Genomic DNA, 24,426 nt, shown 5'->3' with positions numbered 1-24,426 from the left:
GTTAGAAGGATTTTCAGGGGCTTGAAAAAGAAAAAGTCCTCTTGTATGATGCATGAGTGTCAACGCCTAAATTGACCCATTATCACACAGGAGAACCCCATTTATGAATTCTATTACGAACCAAAAGATTAATCAAGTTACTGAAAAAACGCTCGTCATTGGTATCGACATTGCCAAGCGTACACATTACGCATGCGCGGTTGATGAGAGAGGACGCGTGCTCCAAAAATCGTTCCCTTTCTCTCAATCAAGGGAAGGTTTCGATGCTTTTTATGAAAGATTACTTGTTTTACGTGCTGCACATGAAAAAAGCGAAGTGTTAGTCGGTTTCGAGCCGACTGGTCATTATTGGATGAATCTCGCTGCTTATCTTAGTGCACACGGGATTCCATTTGTCATGGTTAATCCTCATCATGTCAATCGTTCAAAAGAATTGGATGACAATCTTCAAACGAAAAATGATCAAAAGGATGCCCTTGTCATTGCACGCTTATTGCGTGATGGGCGTTTCAGCTATCCGCGCCTTCTAGAAAACGTAGAAGCTGAATTACGAAACGGTGCAACGTTACGGTCCAAAATCCAAGAAGATCTAAATGCCTTACAAAATCGTATCATTCGTTGGATTGATCGTTTCTTTCCGGAATTTACGATGGTGTTCAAAGACTTCGGAAAAATGGCTTATGCGGCGCTTGAAATGACGCCACTACCAAGCGATATTCAAGGGAAGGCACCCGAGGAACTATTATTTTTATATCGCCAAGTCGAAGGTATGAAATCGCCTCAGCTACCAAAAGCGAAACAATTAGTTGAGGTAGCACAGCATTCCATTGGACTGACAGAGGGACTCGTGATGGCACGAATAGAAATCGCCACACTTCTCACACAGTACAAATTGATGCAAAGCCAACTAGTAACATTAACAGAACAGCTAACCGAAATAGCGAAAGAAATGACGGACTATGAGTACTTAAATTCCGTCCCAGGCATAAGCGACGTAACGATTGTCGAGCTACTTTCAGAAGTCGGTTCACTCACACACTATGAACATCCACGCCAATTAATCAAACTAGCGGGACTCACATTGCGTGAAAACTCTTCTGGGCAACGCAAAGGACAAAAACGGATATCCAAGCGAGGAAGAAGAAAGTTACGGGCTCTGTTATTTCGAGTCATGATGCCGTTACTTCGTCACAACGAAGCTTTTAAGAAATTACATGAATATTACTACACTCACTATCAATCCCCTTCGAAAGAAGCAATCGATTGTCGTACTGTGTGGAAAGTTACTGAAGATTTTACACACTTTGTGCAAGAAGAGAGTGTATTTTGATGTGAATCACATGATAAAAGATATTTATTGTCTCGTAGAGGCAGCCTAGCAACATCAAAGCTCGACCTACAACAAAAGGATGACACGGAGAAGCCGGCATTATTTATTCCATCCGACTTTGAGTCCCTAAAGGAGCATCGCCAGCCTCTGCCTTATGAATAGACCGAACGAAGGAATGTAATGCGCAAGGACGCCAAGAGACATGGGAGGGTACGTCATCATAAGCATCGCAGAGATCCATTAGTGCATCATATAATGGAATTTAAAGTTAATTTTGATGAATTAGCTTTAGCAAAGCGTACTCACCAAATGACAATGTATTGAAAAACTAGAAAACATTATATGTAATATTGGTGAAAAAATATTTTTCACCACTTTAAAAACGGGTCAAACCGTTGATATATCAACATTTATAGAGGGAGGAGTAAATAATGTTTATTAAAAATATGTTTACAAAGCCAGTCGATCGAGACATTAAAGGGGTTATCAAGGTCGGCCAAGGTGATGATGAGAACGTCAAACAAGAACTTGAAGAGTATGTTGTGACAAAGGAACTACAAAAACATTTCGCAGACTTTTTTGCAAGTTATAAAAAAGGAATTGTTGGCAATACGGATAAGATGGGGGTTTGGATTTCTGGTTTCTTCGGAAGCGGTAAATCCCACTTTTTAAAAATACTTTCATATCTATTAGAAAATCGTGTTGTTGATGGTAAAACGGCTCTCGAATACTTTGTAGAAGATCGTAAAATTAAGGATGAAATGGTACTTGCGGATATGAAGCTTGCTGCCAACGTTTCAAGCGATATTATTTTGTTTAATATTGATTCTAAAAGTGGGATGGCTGACACACAAAATAATAAAGAAGCGATTCTCCTTCAAGTATGCCTTTTCGGTTCTCTGTGTTCATCGCAGATGACTGATTGCCAAGCCGTTGTTCTCTCTCAATTGTTCAGCCCTTCCCATTCGTTCTCGAAATCGAATGGTACTATGGCCTCTGCTGACTTCTGACGGTTCAGCTGTCCGTCACTGGACAGGTTACCAAGTGTACTTAGCGTGTCCGTCAGACCTCCCCAGGTAAGAACGCAGTCTTTCCCTCCACCTATCTGCTTCATTTACTCGATGCAACCTTCGGCAGAAAGGGCTTTGTTTTGTTTTGCAAACTCACCCAATTGACCTAGCCTTATATGAAGTTCGTGTTCCTCAGACCGGAGGTTTGCCGCCCGCTTCCTTCAGATTCCACGTCACCATGGACACCCTTGCGTTAAGCTAACTTATAAACGTTGAAATAAATATGTACAAAAATGCTTGTTTAACCAAGTACATTTTTGACTTCTTTTGTATATTACAACTTTACGGGGAGAGGCGAGCATGATAGCCTTGATCGGTTAGCCAGCCCTTGATATAGCTAGGTTCTAGGCTATCGAATCGTGCGAGTAGAGGCTCCATGTCAAGTTGTAATTATTCATGCACTTGTATATAAAAGTAGTTAACCAGCGAAAGGTACATGCTTAGACTAGCAAAAATGTACATTGTTATTTTGACATTTACACTAACTGTTACTTCTGCCTTCACAGCTCGGGACTTGCACCCTATAGACTGCGCCCATGCTGGGCGCACAAAGAAAAGCCATCGCATATTTGCGATGGCACAATGCTTCTTTGCAGCTTTTACAGCTTAAACCACTCAAATACTAAAGCGATAAGTGTTCTAATTAAATAAAGCTTAACATCAGGGGGTGAGCAATCCCTTTCTGTCCTTTTCGCTTTTCCTTCTCGCAGCCTTATTATATGTAAACTTTAAAGTTTGATAAATGGAATATGACCAGATTTATTAATTTTCGTCAGTATATAATCTTCGTTGTATTCAGAGAGTCCTCCCCACAAAGGAATCCTTTCTTTTATATCTAATCCGTACTTTCTAAATGGTTCTAATTTTAAGGGATTATTGGTTATTAAACTTATTGACTTTTTTCTTAATGATTTTATTATCTGTATTGCTTCAGAGTAGTCTCTCAAGTCATCCGAGAAACCCAAAAGATTATTAGCTTCTACCGTATCAAAACCTTCATCTTGTAAAAGGTAAGCCAATGCCTTACTAAATAATCCAATCCCTCTACCTTCATGTTTTGATAAATATACCAACGCACCAGATTTATTCTCTACTATCATTCTTAATGACATTTGGAACTGGAAACCACAATCACAACGACTGCTTCCAAATATATCCCCAGTATGACAAATTGAATGCAATCTTAACAATGCCGTTTCAGAATTTGAAAAATCACCGAATGTTAAAAAGCTCGACTGTTGTAAATCTGCTAATTTTTTGTTTGGAAGACTCTCAATTAATTCAATATGAGAATACAACAGTTCGCAATGCAACCAACTATACCAATTAAACATTTCTTTTTTTCCATCTACTTCGAGTGGTAGCATAATTGGCCCAATTAAATAGATATAACCATCATCCACTTTTATTGTTTCGATTTTTTTAGATAAAATACTTAAATCTTGATTGTCAATGTGTATCAAAATATGCCTCCTTTAAACTTTTGTTTCAGTAAATTACACTAATGAATATATAAGTTCTTTGACTATTAATTGATGTTCTTCATGTACTAAATTTTGTTTCTCATCAAAGTATTCTCCATCTATTACATGTTGCTGTGGACTAACGTCAGCTGCCACACCTCTCATAATTAGCCTTAGATTATTAAGTGCGTTAATTCCACCTTTACCATGACATCCAGCTGCAAACATTAGTATTTTCTTATTAAAAAAGTGATCCCTATTTAAAAAATCTAGACAGTTTTTCAAAGCACCACTCACGGCATTGTGATATTCGGGTGTACAAATTACAATGCTTGTGGCTTTTTCAACATATTTTAATAGTTTTTGAACATTTTCATTATCATAATCACTTTCTTCGTCAGTAAATAGGGGAAGCTGTGTTGAAGATAGATCAAAAATCAACGATTCAACATTATACTGTTCATATGCATTTTGAATATATTTAGCTAAGCCGCTGTTAATTGAATTCTTCCTAGGACTACCGGATAAAATAAGTATCATAATAAAACTCCTTATCTTTATGCGTTTTTTTCACAAAAGTTACCAATATTTTAAATTTATAAATATTATTGCATAATATTTCCATTTATGCTAGTCTATAGTTGTCAGTATATATTGATTATTTATACTTGTCAAAAAATATTTAAGGAGGTGATATCATGAGCTTCGAAAACTTCAAAATGCCTGAACGCAGAATTATTATTTCGAAAAAGTAACCCCAAAAAGAGGACCATACCAATTTAGGTGTGGTCCTCAAATTCAATCTTGTCAAAACTATCTAAACGGGAAAAAAGAGCTACACCATGCAGGTGTGGTTCTCAAAAAAGGGGGACCATTAAATGTTAAGTAGACTAATAAGAGTTGAATATAATACTTATCACGATATTGTTATTGCTTCAGACTCTCAAGGCAGAATACATAAATTGGATCGGGATCTAAACGTAATAGCTAGTTCTATTGCCCCTCTCGATTTAAATAGAATTTATTGTATTGTAAGTTGTGAAAAATATATATATACCAGAAATATTTTTGGCGTTATTAATATGTTTGATATTGATACATTAACCAGAATTAAAACTCTAGATACTGCTGCTCTGAGCAATAGAAGAGATACTGAATCTCCTTCACCTGGAACAGCAAGAGGTATTGCCCTGCTTAACGGCTATTTATATACAACAAACGGTTTTGGAGAGCTTCTCAAAATCGATAAAAATACCCTTACAATAGAAAGCACCATGGAACACCCAACTAATCAGACAACTTTTATTGATTGTATTAACGTCGAGTTGGATAACCAACATTTCTTATCTGATAAAGAAGGGTATGTATTTATTGGTGATCTTGAAAAGATGGAGTTCGAGAAATCAATTCAAGTAGATGAAGGCAGTGTTCATGTAGTGAAATACGATAAAAGACATGATAGATTAATTGCAACTCAAGATTTTGGAATTGGTATTTCAGCATGGAATGTAAATGGTATTGTCACGTTAGACTATAATGACCTATCAATAGTAAACTATCCGTTCACGACTGACGATGTAGAGTTCATCTTCTTTGATCCATCGTATTCGGAAGTTTATACCGGAGGTTTTGATGGAAAGATATATGTTTATAACAACGAGGAGAAAGATCTTAAACTTAAGAGGGTTTTAGGACCATTCAACCATCAAATATCTTATGCTATTTCTTTAGGAGATAATGAAATTTTAGCTTTATTACAATCAGGTGAGTTGATAAAGGTTGATAAATTTGGAAAAATATTAAAAGAGTTGGATTATTCTTATGTATGTTATTGGGATTTTGTTCCTAAACCTGATAATGAATCGATAATTTATGCACCAGATGGTTCAGGCGTATCTATCTTTAAAATAGATCATGTATCTGATAATGATATAAATCTATCAAAAATAGTCTCATACCGTTATAACTTTGGATTAATTCATAAGTTATTATTGTTAAAAGACGACCATTTCATTGCACTATCTAGAGATAATACCGTTTTCAGAGCTGATGCGAAGGGAAATATACTTTGGTATACACATTTAGAGTTTTTACCCAAAAACTTTGCTTGTAGTGAATCACTAAAAAAGTTAATTGTCGGTCTTGATAATACATGCTTACAAGAGCTTGATTTAGATACAGGAGAGCTATTAAAGAAACAGTATTTCGATTCTTCTGTATATGTATGTGGTTATAATAATAACGATGTTTTAGTAGGTACTTCAGGCGGGAAGTTGCATGTATTAGATGAGAATTGGAAACCGAAAAGAGATGTTATTGAGTTAGGTGGATATCCAAAAAGATTACACTTAAAGGATGGTCTTCTAACCATTGTCGGTGGGGAATTTGGGTTTATTGAAATTGAAGCAGAAAATTATACTGTAGTTAAATCTTTTATTGGTGATATTATTTATAACACCCGTGAAGAAGCTGTGAAAATAAATAATCTCGTATTTATCGGTAGTTACGGATACCAAGTTGGAATTTATGACTATGAGACCGAAAATCTAGTGGGACTATTAGAAAATGAAATCCCGGATTATGTAAAAGCAATGCATCATTATCAACATGATAACGCAGACTATTTGATCATAGGAGGAAATACAGGGTTCATTCAAGCGTATAGAGTTCATGGTCAAGGGATAGATTTAATAAGAGAGTATAGATTTATTTAACTTTAATAGAATTTTTGGGTGGGATAGAAATCTTTCATCTCACCTTATTTTACAAATCTAAATTAAAACTCTACAGATGCCGGCAGGAGAGATTATGGAAAAATTAAAATTCCTTTTAGCAGCTAACTTAGTATCTACAGTTGGAATTGGGATCAGTGGCTATTTAATAATCTGGTTATTAATAGATCAATTAAATCAGGCTGTTATATACGGTTACCTTTCAATCTTCATTATGCTATTTATCGTTCTGATAACTCCGTATATTGGAAATTTAGTGGACGGTTATTCCAGAAAAAAAATCTTTTTCTATTTAGAAGTCATTGGTGCAATTGTTCTAATTATATTTATGATTTTTTATTCATTGGATTTACTACTTTTAAAGATAATATTATTAAGTGTATTAATTATTTACTTAAATCTCTATGATTCAATAAAATACCCGACTCTAGCTGCACTTTCTCAAGAAATATTTAAAGAGAGTGAATACAACAAAGTAAACAGTAGTTTAGAAGTTCAAGGGCAGACTGCGTTAATGATTAGCTCTGCATTAGCCGCATTAATCATAGGCTCAGTATCTTTCAATCTCGTACTCATTATCAATATAATTACATTTATTATTTCAGCAGTTTTGATCAGTTTTATCCCTTACCAAGAGAAAGTGAATGTAGAAACGGCTATTTTAGATAGGAGACGCCAGGAAAAACCGATAAAGGAATTTGTTCTCGGAATAAAGTACTTGTCAACAAAGCCTTTCTTTCTAACCTTAGTACTTTTTGTTAGTATTTCACCAAATATCGCGGTAATTGTTATGAATTACTTAGAACCTATATTTATATATCAGTTCTTGAATAAAGGTCCTGAAGTTCTTGGTATAGCAAATATCTTGTATGCAGTAGGTGCTATATTAGGTGGAATAATCTCAATTTGGGTTGCAAAAAAGTTAAGTACTGTAAAAGCATTGTTTTTGTTTTTGTTTTTATTCAGCTTAGGTTCAATTGTTATTTACATTTATCCCAATGTTACGATTTTCCTCATAGCAAGTATATTATGGGGGTTTTCAAACTCTTCATCAAGAATTTTCAGAAAAGACTATATGTTCAACAATATAGAAAATGAATATATGGGGAGAATCACAGTTACTTTTGATTCAATAAAACTTTTATTACAAGCCCTAACTATATTTATTATTACTACTTTTTTCGTTAGTCAAAACAAAGTGATATATGGCTATTTAACATTAGCTCTTCTCACTTTAGTATCCTCATTATTACTATTTACTTACAAATCTAGATCGAATAATAAAGGATAAACCATGTTAGCAGTATATGTTGGTCAATTACAAATAAAAATTCATTGGAGAGGAATTTTGTATGAATAATTTACTAACCAAATATAAAGATAAGATGAACGAACTTAATGACCGTGAAGCTATGGGATTACCGAACCATTATATACCAACTGTCCTAGAGAATTTGCAGAAACAAATCAAAGTTTTAAGATATAAACCAATCAAAGTTCTAATTAGTATGATCGAAGATCCCGATATAGAATTACAAACCCGCTATGCTGCTGGAATGCAATTAGCTCTACTAGACGATCCACGCATTGATCCCTTTAAACCATGTATGATTTCAGTACCAGGGAGGAAGGTGAAATTAGGGCTGGCTTATTCAAAAGTAGAAGAAATTGTTGAATTATATAAAGAAACAGGTATTGTACCAGAATGGATTCAGAAAGAGTGTCCGGAATATGAGATACAAATCTCTTCATTTATGATTGCAAAATATCCGGTAACAAATAAAGAATATTTATCATACTTAAAAGAAAACCCTAAAGCAGAAATTCCCTCATCATGGAAATTTGGTAGATATCCATTTGAATATAGTAACCATCCTGTATATACAATATCTCCGGAAACAGCAGATAACTATGCTACATGGCTTTCTAAGAAAACTAGCCGGAGATTTAGACTACCAACAGAGGCTGAGTGGGAATATGCAGCTGGCGGTCCACAACAAAATAATTTCCCTTGGGGTAATCAATACTTAGAAGATTACTCAAATGTTGTAGAAACAGGATTTCTAATTAGTAGTCCTGTTGGTATGTTTCCCGAGGGAAATTCGCATTTTGGAGTAGCTGATTTAGCTGGAAATGTAGAGGAGTTTGTAGCAGACTATTATAAACCTTACCCGGGTGGAAAAGAAATTATAGATGAATTAGTAAATAAAGTTGGCTCCTATCGAATAGCACGAGGAGGCAGTTTTACAAGATTAAAGGATTTGGCTCGATGTAAACGTCGACATGGACATTTCCCTAAGGATATATATGTAATGGGATTTCGCTTAGCGGAAGATTACACGTAAAGAACAGTAACGATATAGTAAAAAAACTTAAATAGAAAAGGATGGTATTAATATGTCTAATGAAAATGGTTTGTTTACAAAACATAGAGGACCTGTAACTGGAGTTGCCCACATACCAAACAGCAATGCTGTAATAACTTCAGGATATGATGGTGCGATAGGTTGGTTCAATATTGATACTAAAGAAGTTAAATTAATTGGGTATCATGATCATTTAGCTAATACCGTAATAGTAAATAACCTGGGCACAAAAGGTGCTTCCTGCTCGGCTGATTATTCAATTAAGATCTGGGACCTTGAAACTTTAACATTACAAAAAACTTTACTAGGACATAGTGACGATGTTGAATCATTTGTGTTCATAGATGATAAAACAGCTGCTTCTGCTTCTCGTGATCAACGTATCTTAGTATGGAATTTGGAAACAGGAGCGATTTTACGAGTAATCGAAGGGCATGAAAAAGACATTCTATCTTTGGCATACTACGATGGAAAATTGTACTCTTCTGGTGATGATAAAACGCTACGCGTATGGGAATTACAAACTGGAAAACTAGTATATATGTGGGGTCCTTTTGATGTAGAAACGGATACCTGTGCAATTGATTTGAAAAATGAACGAGTTATCTTAGGGTGCGATGATGGATATATTCGTATTTTTAATATAATAAATGGGGATTTAATAAAAGAGATTCCTGGGCATGATTCTGGTATTAAAAAGGTAGCAGTTTCACCTAGTAACGGAGATATTCTATCGTCAGCATATGATCAAAAAATCCTGATTTGGGATTCTAAATCACTTGAGCTTAAAATTAGTTTGCAGCAAAATCCAGTTAAATGGGAGCGATCTTTAGATTTTTCAACCGATGGAAGAAAAGTGTTTGCTGGAACTTTTGACGGTACAGTTTTATATTGGGATGCGAAAACAGGTGAACTCATCAATGAAGTTGGGATCCAGGAGGAACATAAGGGAAATCCATGTTTTAATGATGTAGCTACAAATGCAAAAGGCGAAATCACACTTGTTAGTGATGATGGATATGTTAGGCTAACTAAATTAAACGATTTAAATGATTTTAGTGTTTATGAACCTTCCTCAGGAAGATTTCTTATGAATGGTTTAGCAATGAATCAACAATATGAATTAGTTGTGGGCGGAGCACATAACCAAAGAATACATATATTTAAAAATGAAGATGGACAATTAAATAAAAGTATTGATGTATTCCTTGGGGAAGGTCCTGTAAACACCATTAGAATCTCTGACCATCCTAATTATGAACGTGAATCTTTCGTAGGGTGTTATAGTGGGACCATCGTTCGTGTTAGCCACACAGGTGAAATAATAGAGAAAATGGGTATTCATGGTGGTGCAGTAAAAGCTCTACGCCTCCATCCAAATAAATCAATGGGAGTTAGTTGCTCAGCAGAAGGGGAATTACTTTCATGGGATTTCTATGGAAACGAGTTGCGAAAATATTTAGGCCATACAGCTATTATAAATGATGTAGATATTTCACCTTCTGGAAAACTTATAGCAAGTGTATCAAGGGATTTTTCAATCAAGTTCTATGATTTTGAAACAGGGGATTTACTGCACTCTTATACTCTTGGTAAAAAGTCCTTGAAATCTGTTTGTTTTTACAATGATACAACGGTAATTGTAGGAGACTATTGGGGGAATGTAATTAGTGTGGAACTATCGGAAGGTATAATAGCAAGAAATAAAATTGCAAGCAACGGTATTAGCAGTATTTCTAATTTAGATGATTTCGTTATTGCTGTTTCCTATGACGGTAGTGTCAATGTAATAAACCCTATTAATCTAAGTATTGAAAAGAAAAGCAATGCAATGAAGCAACGAATCGAAGAATTATTAATTTACTAATTATAAATATTAAATTCTTAGCTGATCTTGGCTAATCGGGGGTGAAATATATGTATGATGAAGAATATATGGCAATTGCGTTAAAACTAGCTGAAGGGACAACTGGACAGACCTCCTAATCCAGTAGTTGGTGCTATCGTTGTGAAAGACAATCAAATTGTAGGAATTGGTGCCCATCTTAAGGCTGGAACACCACATGCAGAAGTTCATGCAATTCAAATGGCTGGATCTAATTCAAAAGGCGGAACACTTTATGTCACATTAGAACCATGCGATCATTTTGGGAAGACCTCTCCATGTTCAGAAATCGTGATAAACTCAGGAATTACAAAAGTTTTTGTCGCTACAATGGATCCCAATTCTAAAGTTGCAGGAAAAGGGATTGAAAAAATTAGAGGTGCAGGTATTGAGGTTGAAGTTGAACTTTTGGAACAAGAAGCTAAAGAACAAAATAAGTTTTATATTCACAACATTTCAAAAAAGTATCCATACGTTACTTTAAAACCTGCAACTAGCTTAGACGGAAAAATAGCAACAACAACAGGAGAAAGTAAATGGATTAGTGGAGAGTCAGCAAGAGAAGATGTTCACAAGCTTCGCCATGAACATGACGCAATATTGGTAGGAATTAATACAATATTAAGAGATGATCCGAGCCTAACAACAAGGTTGAGAAATGGTGGGAAAAGCCCGATTAGAATCATATTAGATACTCGCCTTAGGATTCCTAAAGATGCAAGAGTGAAACATTATAGAAAATAGCAAACTATATCAAGCTCAAATTGATGCATATCAGGCCGTTCAAAATTATTACGAACAATTTCCAGAATTTGAAAAAAGAGAAGTGTTAGTTGTTATGCCTACTGGATCTGGTAAAACTGGTTTAATGTCTATTCTACCTTTTGCTAATTGTAAAGGAAAAGTACTATTAATTACTCCAGGAAAAGTTGTTAGAAGAACGGTTTTTGATGAATTTGATACAGTGTTTAATCCTCAAAATTCATTTTTGTATAAATATAACGTTGTTTTAAAGTCAGATCGACTTCCGAAAGCTTTACTATATCAAGGTTTTAAAAAGGGTAGTGAACAGGAAAGAAGTATTGCTATTCGAAAGCTAAAAGAAGCAGATATTGTTATTACTAATATCCATCGAATAAACAGCAGTAGTGATGAAGTTAACTTAATGAACTTAGTTGATGAGAACTTTTTCGATATGATTATCATTGATGAAGCTCATCATGTTGCAGCGCCTATGTGGCAAGAGGCATTGGCATATTTTAAAGCATCAAAAATAATTAAGTTAACTGCTACGCCGTTTAGAGCAGATAAACAAGAGATTACAAACAATCCATTGGATCCAATTTATGAATATACATTAGGTGAAGCTATTAAAGATGGATTATTAAAAGATGTAATAAAAGAGGTTGAAATCCCAGGAGAATTAGAATTTGTCCATAATGAAACTGGTCAAAAATTGACGTTAGAAGAAGCGAAGCAGAAATTAAATAATGACTGGATAAACAAATCCGTAGCATTGTCAGAAGTTTGTTCTAAACAAATCATTCAACAAACAAAGCAAGTATTAATAGATAAAAGAAAAAGCTACCCTAACCATCGCGTGTTAGCTATTACTTGTAATGACGAACATGCCCAATCAATTTGCCAATGGTTTAAAGACGCAGGTTTAACTGCGACTTATGTAAGTACAAACTCTAATAATGAAAGAGAGAACGATATTCGTTTAACAGATTTTGCACAAGGTAAATATGACGTGATGGTTAGTATTCAAATGCTAGGAGAGGGTTATAATAATTCGGATATTTCCATTATTTCTATTTTTAGACCATTTAAATCATTGACGCCATATGCTCAAGCAATAGGGCGGGGCTTAAGAAAAATTTATAATGCTAATTCTGAATTAGATAACTTTTGTAATGTCATTTATCACAAGGAACTGGGGCTTGAAAAGCTGTGGGAGTATTACAAACAGCAAAAATCCTTTTCAGAAGTGATTAAATCCCAAAGAGAAAGCATGAGTGTCCAAATTAATATGCTAGAAGAGATGGGGTTTGTAGAGGCAAGGTCATCTTCTAGGAAGTCTAAAATAGACATTGATGAAGATATTCTAGTAGTAGTTCCACAACAATTAGGAAGTGTTACAAAATACTCTTCTAAAGGAATTGGAAATGAAGATTCATTTTCAACTGACGGGTTTGATCGATATTTAGCGGCCAAAAAAGCTACGAATGATGAAGTGGTAAATAATTTAAAGGCTCAAATAGAACGAATCCATAGATTACAAGAAGAAGGAACAATTTCAGAGGAAGAAGCACAAATGCTAATTGAAAAGAATGAAGCACAAGCTAATGAAAATATTCAAGTAAATTATTCAGAAGGTGAAGACTATTTAAAGGCACAAGGTCTAAGAAAAGAGTACATTACATGGCTAAATATAAAAATTGAAGATTTCTTTGTACAAAGTAAATTAGATAAAAAAGGGACAGAATTACCAGTTCGCTACGATTTCCAGTTGGATAATGAGGTTGATAATATTGGCTAGTTAACGAGGAATATTCATCAAGCGATTTATCAGCAACTAAAAAAACGTATTGGTGAATTTAATACGAGTGATTATGGAATTGCTAAAAAAATAGTGATTGAAAAATTGGGGTTTTATTGTTGAAAATGTAAAATTTGCTTTCTATTTAATAAAATAGGATAATATAATTGTTCTGTGAAAATAGTTGCAGAAGTGTTAAGTTTCACGCTTGTCAAGGTTATAAATATTTAGAACCTCAACAAGCAAACTAGTAACTTCTATCAAGAACAGCACTAGCTGGACTTCTAGATTGCTAGACAAACTTAGCAACATTGTAATTACCTCCATAGGGTGAGTATAGTGTAATGTTTTAAGAGTAAGAATTCCGTTATATGCGGGAGCGCGTGGTCAGCAGAGCATTCATCTACGGATGGATGACACCAAATTAGGCTAGGAGGTTTTCTGTTATGAAATGGAGTAATGGGCCACAACAATTACATAACCTCTCTAGCTCTTCTAATATTAATTGGGAGAAGTATAGATTTAAAGGTTATTTACATTTTGATGAACGAATACACATAGGGCATATGAAAGCTAACCTCTTGAATAAGGATTGGGTAGCTTCATATGCTTTTTTACCATTTATACATTTTGAAATGAATTTTAAAAGATTTGTAACGATTAAAGAGATCGATGAGCAGGGGCAAGTAACTAAAAGAAAAGAACGAGGGGAACCTAAAAAACGTAAAATTTTTTATTCTGCTCATAAGGATGGCTACATTTATAAATATTACGGCGACTTATTAAACAATGCTTATAATATCTACGCATCTGAAAATGAAATTGATGATAATGTCGTAGCCTATAGAAATAATAAACTAGGCAAAAATAATATTGATTTTGCATTTGAAGTATTCAATCATCTATTTAAGTTTGAAAATGCAGTTGTCATCTCGAGTGATTTTACTAAGTATTTCGATAATATTTCACATCAAACATTGAAGCGGAATATAAGAAAGGTTTTAGGTGTAGAAACCTTAAAACGAGATTGGTATCAAGTGTATAAGAACCTTACACAATTTACTTATGTAAAAAGGGAAGACATTGATAAGTTTTTAGAAGAGAAATATGGAAGAACATTAAATAAAAAAATCAAGACACATCAAATTAATCGAATCATGACTTCAAGTGAATTTAGGGAATTTAAAAAGAAGTATTTAGAACCAAACCCTAATCCGGATTCTTATGGCATTCCACAAGGATCAAGCATGAGTGCAGTTTGCTCTAATGTACATTTAATTGATTTTGATAAAGAAATAAGCGATTGGTGCAAGCAAAAGTCTGCTAATGCCATGTATAGAAGGTATTGTGATGACTTAATTGTAATTATTCCTCTTGAAAAACCAAGTACGACTGAATTCGTAACAATTCGAAAGGAATTATTTGGAATCATTGATAAATATAAAAGTGATGGTTTAGATGTGCAACAGAAAAAAACAGAAATACGGTTATGGAATGGTGACAGTATACTAGATGAGCAGTTACAACCATCTAAATTAGATTACTTAGGATTTGTAACTGATGGTCAGATGATTCAATTAAGGGAAAAAAGCCTTTTTAATTATTACACAAGAGCATATCGCAAGGCTAAAACAGTAAAACGTATTGAATATGCTACAGAACGACCAGGACCAAAAAGGTCATTGTATGATTTATATACACATCTGGGATTTGAATATAAAAAGCGAGGGAATTTTGTCACCTATGCGTATAAGGCGCATAAGAAAATGTGTCAGTTGCCAGTGAAGAGCTTGATTAAGAAACAGGTGAAGAGGCACTGGGGGAGGATCCATAGAAGATTGTAAGAAAATTGGCTATTTGCCAAAACATGCGGCTAAGAGCGGTACTGTTTTTCTGTAATAAAGAAAGCTTTTTCTTGACGAAAAGGCGGGGAATTTATCTATAGAAATGAAGCAATGGAACAGTGAAATTAAAAAACTAGATATCCCTGACATAATTAAAGATAGTGTTATTAACTATATTGTTGATCGGTATAGGGATTTTGATTTCGATAAGGCACAAAAGTATAAATTTTATCTTTTAAGTTTGCTTTGTGAACTTCCAAATGAACCGCATCCGCCAGCTAATAATGCTGGCGGATGGTTATATACAATTAAAGATTTAAAAGAGAGTACTGGTCATGTATTCACAATTAATCAAATAAAGAAAAGACATTAAGTAGCGGATTGAAAAGGCTAAATAAAAATATTTTATTTACTAATAGAGGAATATAAATGATAGCAGAAATAAGTGAGAAAATAAGTCATTTAATAAACAAAATAAGGAGTATTTTATGTTTATAGAAAGTATATATAGATAGTTTTAAAAATTTGAAGAATTTCATGGTACAGCAAAAACTACTTTATTTGAATTGATAACACAGGCTTTTATAGATTCTTTAGAAAGTTATTATGAAATTAATTACGTCATTAATAAGGAACAATTTCGTAAGACAAATAAACGAGCACAAACAATTCATTTATTTTGACACCTGGAGAATTAAAATTCGCCAAATAACACCCAAATAGTTTTAAGCTTTATTTAGTGACAGATTTAGATAGTGATATTCCAAACTACAAAGAATTACCCTCTCGCTTTTGGGAACAACCATCAAAATTTAAATTGAACGAAATCGTTTCAAAAATTGAAGTGGAATTTTAATGTGTTAGCAAAAAATAAATTTTGATATTACACAATCAAATTTATGAATTAGGTATTAAGAGGAAATGCTAGAAAACAAAACAAGAGGGAAATTCATAATAGAGTCGAATCAATAAAGAGAGATAATAAAATTTTCTTATAGGTGAGTTTAAGGATGAATAATAATCGTAATATATTGGATGCATGGATAACTATAGAACAGCTATCAGAAGGTTCTATTAGTAAAAAAGATAAAACGTATGATTTGCTATATGGACCTGCACCAGATTGGAAAAGATTTTTTATAGAATATATTGAAAGACAGAAAAGAAAAAGTCACCTTTCTGAGAAGAGATTTATTAAATCGGGTGTTGTAATGTATTTTGGGATTTTTGATTTTGAGGAAGTTGTAGATATTTTAAGGGAAAAATATAAAATAAAAAAAACAGATGAAGACATCGCAAAATCTGAAAAGTTTACGATTGCTCTTTATTTCAATCATGAAATGGAATTTTTAGAGGATTATTTATTTTTAACAATCAGTGGTTACATTCGTAATAAAGGGGATTTGCCCGAAGATTTACGAAAAGTTGAAAATGAATTTAAGGAAATTTTGAGTCGCAGATTTGAAGAAAATTTTAATGCAATGTTTAATGAATTATTTATTCGATATAATGTGACACCGGATAATTTTCGCTTCAAATATTTAACGGATATCGAAAATGGTGATGTAAACTTACATTCTTTTTTTATAGCAGATTTAAACCGAGCGAAGCTACTGAATAACGACAATTTAAATCACTATATAAAAGGGTTTAGCGGAACGAAATATAATCTAGATAGTAATAAACATTCAGCCTTTTTTAATCCCACAATTTTTGAGGAAACTGTTCTGCAACCAAAATATTATCCATTAGGTAGATTTCCAAGTAATACTTCATTTGCTCTCTCCTTTATGCAACAAGCTGCAGTTAATTTAGCGTTGAATGATAAAAATAAAATTATAAGTGTAAATGGTCCACCCGGTACTGGCAAAACAACACTATTAAAAGACATATTCGCGGATTTAATTGTTCAACAAGCCATTGAAATAGTTTCAAGTTCAAAGAAAAGTGTCAAGCCAACTATTATATATTATAAAACTGCCAAATTTGGTAGTTTACCAAAAACGATTTCCGAAAAAAATATTATTGTAGCTAGCTCCAATAACGGTGCCGTTCAAAATATTGTAAATGAGCTACCGAAAATCAAAGAAATCGATAAAGAATTTATTGAGGCCATACAAAATGTAAATTATTTCACTCACATTTCAAACTGCCATTTAGAGAAAAAGTTTAGTGGTAATAAGTTTGAAATTAAATCTACCTTTAAAGGTCATGAAAACTGGGGGGCGTTCTCTTTAGAGGGTGGCAAAGCTTCGAATATGGAACAATTAATGCTAACAATAGAATCTATCATAAAAGATTTAAAGGAAAATTATACTCCCGAACCAAAAATTTATGAAGAGTTTAAAGTTATGTACCAAAAAGCAAGCTATGAAAGACAAAAGATTCAACAGCTGAGTGAAAAAATTTACAAGCTTCGCAACCTAAAGCCTGAATTAGCTCAGAAAGAACAAGACCTAAAAATTAAAGAGCAAGCAAAAAAGCAAGATTTAGATTTGTTTGTATATGAGGTTTCAGGAAAAATCGATGCGCTTGAAGAGGAATTAAACAATCTAAGTAATAATCATCATTCATATTATCACCAAGTAGAAGATTTAGATTTCACTCGAGCGCAGGCTGAAAGAAATTTCGAGGTGATCCAATCTCAAAAACCGAGCTTTATTTGGTTACAGAGATTATTTTTTAGAGCTAAAATTAATCGTTATTTTAAACAATTAAATGAAGCAAATGAAGAGTTACAACAATTGATTTTGAAACGAAGCAACCTTTTAAAGCTCAAGGGAAAAAATGAACAGAGTATGAATACTACAAAAAATTTATTACTAAAACTAACAAATGAGAAACAAATGAAAGTTGCTGAATTCAATAATTGGTTAAATAATGAAATGGATAAATTAAATAAAATTAGAGAACAAATTCGTGATTTAGAAATGGAGCTAAAGGGGCATAATATAAGAGGTATACAATTTGATTTAGCTTATGAAGATTTACAAAAATCGAATCCATGGTTTACTGAAAAATTTCGTGACATACAAACTAAGCTTTTTATATTAGCTTTAAAAGTACGTAAACAGTTTTTATACGACAACGTAAAAAACTTAAATGCGGCAGCGATTATTTGGAAAAAACAAGGTGAATATGCTGGTAGAGTAACCGGACAAATTATTGTGAGAGAAGCCTGGCAATGGATTAATTTCGCAGTCCCAATCATTAGCACAACCTTTGCAAGCTTTAGCCGCATGTTTAATGCACTAGATGAAAATAGTCTGGGCTATTTATTTATCGATGAGGCTGGACAAGCACTTCCACAAGCAAGCGTTGGCGCAATTTTTAGAAGCAGAAAAATAGTAGTTGTCGGCGATCCATCACAAATTAAACCAGTCTTAACATTAGACTCAAACGTTTTAAATTTAATTGGACAACATTATCTTGTCGATGAGAGATATGTTTCATCTGATGCATCAACCCAAACGTTAACCGACGCTGCCAGTCAATTCGGTTATTTCAAAAATGAAGATGAGTGGGTAGGAATTCCGCTATGGGTTCATAGAAGATGCAATGAGCCAATGTTTTCGATTTCAAACTCAATTTCATACAACGGGCTGATGGTACAAGGAAAGAAAAAATCTGAGGCTATTGGAAAAGCTGTTTGGATTGATGTAAAAGGAAATGCGCGTGATAAATACGTAAAAGAACAAGGCGAAATGCTAAGAGATTTAATTAAATTCCAACTAGTTGAGAAGCCTGAATTAGCCAATGAGATATACGTAATTACACCTTTTCGCAATGTAGCAAACCAATTAATAAAGATATTAGATCAAATACAATTTACTCAACGAGAAGAGGGGCGCGTCACAAACGTTGGCACAGTTCATACATTCCAAGGAAAAGAAGCTAAAATTGTGTATTTAGTACTTGGTGCAGACACAAAAAGCAAAGGAGCAGCTTCGTGGGCAGTTTCAGATCCCAACATCATGAACGTTGCTGCCACCCGTGCTAAGGAAGAATTTTATATTGTTGGAGAAAAACAACTCTATGCGACACTTGGCAGTCGGGTAGCTGATGAGACTATTAGGATTATTGGGAAATATAATAGTGGGAAGTTGTAATAATTCGTGCTGTAGTGGAGCTATATCACTCTGGTACATAGGTCAATCAACTGTCTAGCGAATATGGTGTTTTTTGTATAGCGTGATCTAATGCCTCAGTAACCAAATCTACGGTCATTTTTCGACCAAATTAGAACCATTTTATCAAACATATTAAAGCACCCCGCTCCAGTTTTGAAGTGGGGTGTTTTTTGTACAAGAAGTATTGGTTCAATTAGAAATTCGACTTAATGTCCATAGCACTTAATTTCGCTTCTAGAAGGTCAAAACTAAAATGTTTTAATGTAGGGTTATCTATCCTTAGATCTTCAACCATTTTTGTAAGTGTACGATTCTTTTTGTCCTTTCCTATCACATCATTCAGAGATTCGATTTTCCAATCGGCGGGGTAATTATAATAGTATTTCATTACATCTGCCTTGTAACGAGCTAGTTTTCCGTAGATAGGAGTATTCCAGCAGACGATGATGAGATTGATAGCATTATGAAATTGTTCTGCGATTGGGTTCCATTTCATATCGTCACGCGGTGGTGCAATACCACCAGAAGATGATTCGGTAGTGTTAGATGAACTTATTCCTAAAAGTGGGTTAAATAATGGTATATCCTCCAAGTTTGTAAGGGCCATAAAGTGTTCAGCTGCCGCATAGCCACAAAGGAATGTTCCATTATCATATTTCTTTGCCTGATTTTTATTTTCATATTGAAATGTGTAATATTCATCAGTACACTCGCCTCCAGCACTACTCTTTTTAGATTGGCCATTTAGCAATTTTGTATGAGCAATTATTTTTAGATTATATTGTTTAACTATTTCTTCACGACGAGCTTTTCCTCGACAGCTAAATTTGGGGGTGTTCAATAAAAATCCTCCTTTTTTCTCATGCATTTGGTGCGTAGTTAGGGTGAGGTCAAAGTCCCGTTTACCTTATCAAAACACAATTATTATAAGTGAATTATATCAATTTTTAAGTTTTTTCCAAGTATTACCTCGATAGTTAAATGTATTAGCAACACCAATGCACTTAAAAAAGTGGTAAGACATGTAATTTCATTTAAAGAAATCTATAACATTGTTACTATTTATAAAAAATGTTATATTATATTTTTATGGGAGGAATTATATGGCAAAAATATTTTTTACAAGTAAAGGGAATAGTGGAGCAATATACGATGGCGAGGATTTTAGAGGGATTGGCTGTATATTAGGTGTTTTTGCTATTGTGACAGTCGCTTTTGGAATATTAGTTACAATTGTAGATGCTGTAGCATACTTTATGATTAATTTGTATGAAACTATCGGAAAAACACTTAGACCAGCATATGAATTTATCATTATGAAAATAGTAGTTTTACCTTCTACTTTTGATATCTTTTTTAATATTCTTTCAGAAAATCATTTCATTAAAACGCTTATTTTTAGTGGGTTAATTCTAATTTACACATTTTTACTTAAAAGTGTAAGAAATAAAAGCAAACTAATAAATTTTTACTTTATTACTAATATACTTATCCTTGCTATAAGGATCATTTTTTCTTTATTATTTGCCTTAGTTGCTTTTGCAGCAGATGATACTGAACATATACATACTAATTCTTTTATACAAACTGATTTCAAGTTAGAGATACTTGAGAATGAAAATAACTTGAGATATAACACTCATATTTTTAAGGATGAAGAAGTAAACGAAGGAAATGCCTTTCCAGATGCAAATTCTGAAAAACAATATAAAGAGGTATTTTGGGTAGCTTTTGGTGAAAATGAAGAACAGATGGGTGTTCATTCTAAATTCTATACTAATTTTGTAATTCATGGAGTATCTTTTAATTCTATAGAAAAGGTGGATCGATACCAAACGACCTTATCTTATTCACCTACGATGGATGATTATGAATACACAAACCAAACACCATTTACTATTAGTTTTGTTGGAGATGGTGAAATATTAAAAACCTACACACTCTCAAAAGATTACAATGTAATTGAAGTCGATATCCCAGTTGATGTAAAAAGCTCTTTCGGAGTAATTATCGAAGGTGACGCAACTGATCACTCAGTCGTCACACTATTAGGTTCAAAATTTATAAATGAGTTGAACAAGTAACTTATATATAAACTCTTTATCAGAAGGCAACTAAAAAAAGTTGTATTGTAGTTATAATTAGTAATAATATCCTTACTTTTGAAACCTCTAAAAATACTAGAATCATAGATATGTAATAAAAAATGCAGTACTTTATAATATATGAGCCTATATTCATACATATAGACGAAGATATGAATAATATCTTCTTGAATTTAGAAGATGAAGCATCTACACTAAATAGGTTTCTGACTCCAAATTTGGAAACAACTTGTTGAAAGCGCTAAAACAGAGGGAAATCGTACTTTGAAGGTACCTGCAAGGAACACGAAAATTAAGACATTTAATACACGCTTAATTAACAAATCATAATCGCAGGTGCTTTAAAAGAAAGTGCTGGATTTAGATAATTTCGTAGGACAAACAAAACTAACTCTGATGGCGACTATTCAATTGACATAACTGCTGGTTACTAAAAATTAAGTTAATTAATTAAGCTCCATTAAGCCATTGTTCCAATGAGTGTTATTTTACGAAACAGAGCATGTGGATATTTCTTATTATAAAATTTTACTTCCTCTACAAGTGGTGATGCTGTCAAATAAATATTGTCTCCGTAAGCATTTTTAGCAAACCTTATTAATTCCTTTGTAAGAGTAATTTTCGATGTTCAGAAAAGCCCTATAAACGTAGATATTACAAGGTTTTTCGATTTGATAGGTAAGAACACCCGCCGTCTCCATACATAAATTGGATACAAACGTAGTCATATCAACAATTTTCGAGATTAGGGGTATTGAACGGGAGTTGAACTCTTGGGCAATATCCCTTTTCTTATCCCTATGGAAAAATGACATATTTAAACTGTTCGTAGACCTTCTAATATCACACTTAGGAGGATTTTTTATGTCTAGTAGGATGTGTAAGCATTGTGCTCAGAATCGTTAAAAAAAGGATCGTCTTCGATTAAGGAACCCTGCCAATCCAGTGCTTGATACTTTGATTTTTCCGATTTAGAACCGTATAACGCCTTTGTTAATTGGCGAACTTGTTCAAATAACGCTTCAATTTGTCGATTTGACTGAGCTAATTGTTGCTCAAGTAATCGAATTAATCGTTCGTTTTGGTTTTCTTACTTAGGACTAAGCATAAGTCAAATCATTCACCACATTTCGTTTAGTATAAGTTATGGATGATGATACCACTTAGGTAAATAGATTTAATAGAGACCTTTTTCTGACTTCACAATTGCCGTTGGCTACTAAAGTGATAATCTTTCCAACAGCCAACGAAGCTTCTGTTGTAAAAGATTACGCACTGCCTTTAGATGAGCTAGCGAATGTTTTGATTTATGCGATATTGTTTGCGAATGAGACGGATATGGACTTAGTAAATATAATAGATAATAAACTTCGAAAAAATAATAGGAAATTTCCTATTGAAAAGTTTGCTGGAAAAAATACTAAATACAATGAGATATAAATATTAATACAAATATATAATATTCATCTAAATAGCAGTTTAAAAAACCTTAGTTTTTGTTTAAATACGAGTGAACTGCGCCCCAATTGTTAGACACATCTAACAATTGGAGGTGCAGTTTTTGTATGGTCAAAAAATATACTGCCAAAGATAAATTACAAGCTGTGGAGCGTTACTTAAATGGAAAGGAAAGTTCCTATGATATAGCTAAATCTATGGAGACTGATAATAAAGCAATCCTTAAATGGGTTAAGCAATATGAATACAATGGTGTTGAAGCTTTTATTCAGCCATATACAAATTACACACTAGAGTTTAAAATGGATGTACTAAATTTTATGATTGAAAATGGTACGTCCTTAAACGAAACGGCAGCAATTTTTAAGATACCTGCCCCTTCAACAATTAGTGTTTGGAGAAAGCAATATGAAACTCAAGGATTAGATGCCCTTCAATCAAAGAAAAAGGGGCGTCCATCCATGAAAAAAGAATTCAATAAACAATCGAAACAAGCGCCAGTTACAGGCTCTACTGAAGCACTTGAAGCACGTATTAAACAACTAGAAATGGAAAATGAGTATTTAAAAAAGTTGAATGCCTTAGTTCAAAACAAGGAAAAATCACCAAACAGGACAAAGCACATGTAGTCTATGAGTTAAGGCATAAATATTCGGTGAAAGCACTTGTAAAACTCGCTGGCATTCCACGAAGTACGTACTATGATTTAGTAAAACGTATGAATCGACCAGATCCAGATGCCGATTTAAAAGCAGAAATAAAGGCGATTTATGAAGAACATGAAGGGCGTTATGGCTATCGCCGTATTCGTGACGAGCTAGCGAATCGTGGGCAAAAAGTGAATCATAAAAAAGTGCAACGTATCATGAAAGAGTTAGGTTTAAAATGTTTAGTACGTATGAAAAAGTATAAATCCTATAAAGGAAACGTTGGCAAAATTGCGCCAAATATTTTAAACCGCAATTTTAAAGCAGATGCCCCAAATGAAAAATGGGTGACAGACATTACGGAATTTAAATTGTTCGGTGAGAAACTTTATTTATCGCCAGTTTTAGATTTATTTAACGGGGAAATTATCACGTATACAATTGGCTCTAGACCAACCTATTCACTTGTTTCAGACATGTTGGACAAAGCACTCGAACGTTTACCTGAGCACCACCAGTTACTCATGCATTCCGATCAAGGCTGGCATTATCAAATGAATAAATATCGTCGCGCCTTAGAATCAAGAGGGATTGTTCAAAGTATGTCTCGTAAAGGAAACTGTTACGACAACTCTGTCATGGAGAATTTCTTTGGAATTATGAAATCCGAATTCCTTTACATGAGGGAATTTGAAAGTATAGAGCATTTTAAAATAGAATTAGAAAAATATATAAATTACTATAATACGAAACGGATCAAGGCAAAATTAAAAACGAGTCCGGTGCAATACCGAACTCGTTTTACCCAAGCAGCCTAATGAAATAACCGTGTCTAACTTTTAGGGGTCACTTCA

At 33.6% G+C, this 24,426-nt stretch carries 15 protein-coding genes and 2 pseudogenes; 14 read left to right on the top strand and 3 right to left on the bottom strand.

Annotated elements, in window-relative coordinates:
- Window positions 1-103 precede the first annotated feature (103 nt).
- Window positions 104-1,379: pseudogene (locus ABE34_RS14600) on the top strand (IS110 family transposase).
- Window positions 1,380-1,761: 382 nt separating this feature from the next.
- A complete protein-coding gene (locus ABE34_RS14595; RefSeq protein ID WP_197143249.1) occupies window positions 1,762-2,340 on the top strand; it encodes a hypothetical protein in 579 nt (192 codons plus the stop codon).
- Window positions 2,341-3,128: 788 nt separating this feature from the next.
- Here the strand turns inward: ABE34_RS14595 and ABE34_RS14590 are convergent.
- Window positions 3,129-3,854 (bottom strand): GTP cyclohydrolase II, encoded by a 726-nt coding sequence (locus ABE34_RS14590; RefSeq protein ID WP_430982168.1) that lies wholly within the window; start codon window positions 3,852-3,854, stop codon window positions 3,129-3,131.
- A 42-nt stretch (window positions 3,855-3,896) separates the two neighbouring features.
- The gene (locus tag ABE34_RS14585) at window positions 3,897-4,403 is read right to left on the bottom strand and encodes an NADPH-dependent FMN reductase (RefSeq protein ID WP_197143248.1); all 507 of its coding nucleotides are present in this window, start codon (window positions 4,401-4,403) and stop codon (window positions 3,897-3,899) included.
- A gap of 338 nt (window positions 4,404-4,741) precedes the next feature.
- On the opposite strand from ABE34_RS14585, the gene ABE34_RS14580 reads away from it, so the two are divergent.
- The 9 genes and pseudogenes from ABE34_RS14580 (at window position 4,742) to ABE34_RS14540 (ending at window position 19,341) form a co-directional block, all read left to right on the top strand.
- Window positions 4,742-6,577 (top strand): WD40 repeat domain-containing protein, encoded by a 1,836-nt coding sequence (locus tag ABE34_RS14580; protein WP_197143247.1) that lies wholly within the window; start codon window positions 4,742-4,744, stop codon window positions 6,575-6,577.
- A gap of 94 nt (window positions 6,578-6,671) precedes the next feature.
- Window positions 6,672-7,886: an MFS transporter gene (locus ABE34_RS14575; RefSeq protein ID WP_197143246.1), complete on the top strand. Its 1,215-nt coding sequence runs from the start codon at window positions 6,672-6,674 to the stop codon at window positions 7,884-7,886.
- Window positions 7,887-7,947: 61 nt separating this feature from the next.
- Window positions 7,948-8,940, top strand: coding sequence for a formylglycine-generating enzyme family protein (locus ABE34_RS14570; protein ID WP_197143245.1), 993 nt, complete (start codon window positions 7,948-7,950; stop codon window positions 8,938-8,940).
- A gap of 52 nt (window positions 8,941-8,992) precedes the next feature.
- Window positions 8,993-10,828 carry a WD40 repeat domain-containing protein gene (locus tag ABE34_RS14565; protein WP_197143244.1) on the top strand — a complete coding sequence of 612 codons (1,836 nt, stop codon included), beginning with the start codon at window positions 8,993-8,995 and terminating at the stop codon, window positions 10,826-10,828.
- A gap of 50 nt (window positions 10,829-10,878) precedes the next feature.
- A pseudogene (ribD, locus tag ABE34_RS14560) lies at window positions 10,879-11,572 on the top strand (bifunctional diaminohydroxyphosphoribosylaminopyrimidine deaminase/5-amino-6-(5-phosphoribosylamino)uracil reductase RibD); the annotation flags it as partial.
- A gap of 4 nt (window positions 11,573-11,576) precedes the next feature.
- Window positions 11,577-13,388: a DEAD/DEAH box helicase family protein gene (locus tag ABE34_RS25665; RefSeq protein ID WP_346655568.1), complete on the top strand. Its 1,812-nt coding sequence runs from the start codon at window positions 11,577-11,579 to the stop codon at window positions 13,386-13,388.
- Window positions 13,389-13,834: 446 nt separating this feature from the next.
- Window positions 13,835-15,232, top strand: a complete 1,398-nt coding sequence (locus tag ABE34_RS14550) for a reverse transcriptase domain-containing protein (RefSeq protein WP_197143242.1) — start codon at window positions 13,835-13,837, stop codon at window positions 15,230-15,232.
- Between the two features lie 103 nt (window positions 15,233-15,335).
- The gene (locus ABE34_RS14545) at window positions 15,336-15,605 is read left to right on the top strand and encodes a hypothetical protein (RefSeq protein ID WP_197143241.1); all 270 of its coding nucleotides are present in this window, start codon (window positions 15,336-15,338) and stop codon (window positions 15,603-15,605) included.
- Window positions 15,606-16,242: 637 nt separating this feature from the next.
- Window positions 16,243-19,341 carry a DEAD/DEAH box helicase gene (locus ABE34_RS14540; RefSeq protein WP_197143240.1) on the top strand — a complete coding sequence of 1,033 codons (3,099 nt, stop codon included), beginning with the start codon at window positions 16,243-16,245 and terminating at the stop codon, window positions 19,339-19,341.
- A gap of 214 nt (window positions 19,342-19,555) precedes the next feature.
- On the opposite strand, the gene ABE34_RS14535 is transcribed toward ABE34_RS14540, so the two are convergent.
- On the bottom strand, window positions 19,556-20,203 hold the full coding sequence (locus ABE34_RS14535) for a hypothetical protein (protein ID WP_197229868.1): 648 nt from the start codon (window positions 20,201-20,203) through the stop codon (window positions 19,556-19,558).
- Window positions 20,204-20,465: 262 nt separating this feature from the next.
- Between ABE34_RS14535 and ABE34_RS14530 the strand changes: the two genes are divergently transcribed.
- The 3 genes from ABE34_RS14530 to ABE34_RS14520 all read left to right on the top strand — a co-directional run bounded on the left by ABE34_RS14530 (window position 20,466) and on the right by ABE34_RS14520 (window position 24,390).
- A complete protein-coding gene (locus ABE34_RS14530; protein ID WP_197143238.1) occupies window positions 20,466-21,446 on the top strand; it encodes a hypothetical protein in 981 nt (326 codons plus the stop codon).
- A 1,245-nt stretch (window positions 21,447-22,691) separates the two neighbouring features.
- Window positions 22,692-22,907: a MazG-like family protein gene (locus ABE34_RS25860; protein WP_197229869.1), complete on the top strand. Its 216-nt coding sequence runs from the start codon at window positions 22,692-22,694 to the stop codon at window positions 22,905-22,907.
- A 125-nt stretch (window positions 22,908-23,032) separates the two neighbouring features.
- Window positions 23,033-24,390 (top strand): IS3 family transposase gene (locus tag ABE34_RS14520; RefSeq protein ID WP_197143236.1). Its coding sequence is split into 2 segments (ribosomal slippage): window positions 23,033-23,504 and window positions 23,504-24,390, totalling 1,359 coding nucleotides; the frame shifts between segments, so codons are not numbered across the junction.
- Window positions 24,391-24,426 lie beyond the last annotated feature (36 nt).

The organism is Lysinibacillus sphaericus (assembly GCF_015844675.1).
GTDB classification, from domain to species: domain Bacteria; phylum Bacillota; class Bacilli; order Bacillales_A; family Planococcaceae; genus Lysinibacillus; species Lysinibacillus sphaericus_E.
Note: the sequence above shows the minus strand (reverse complement) of the source record. Positions and strands in the feature narration are given on the sequence as shown.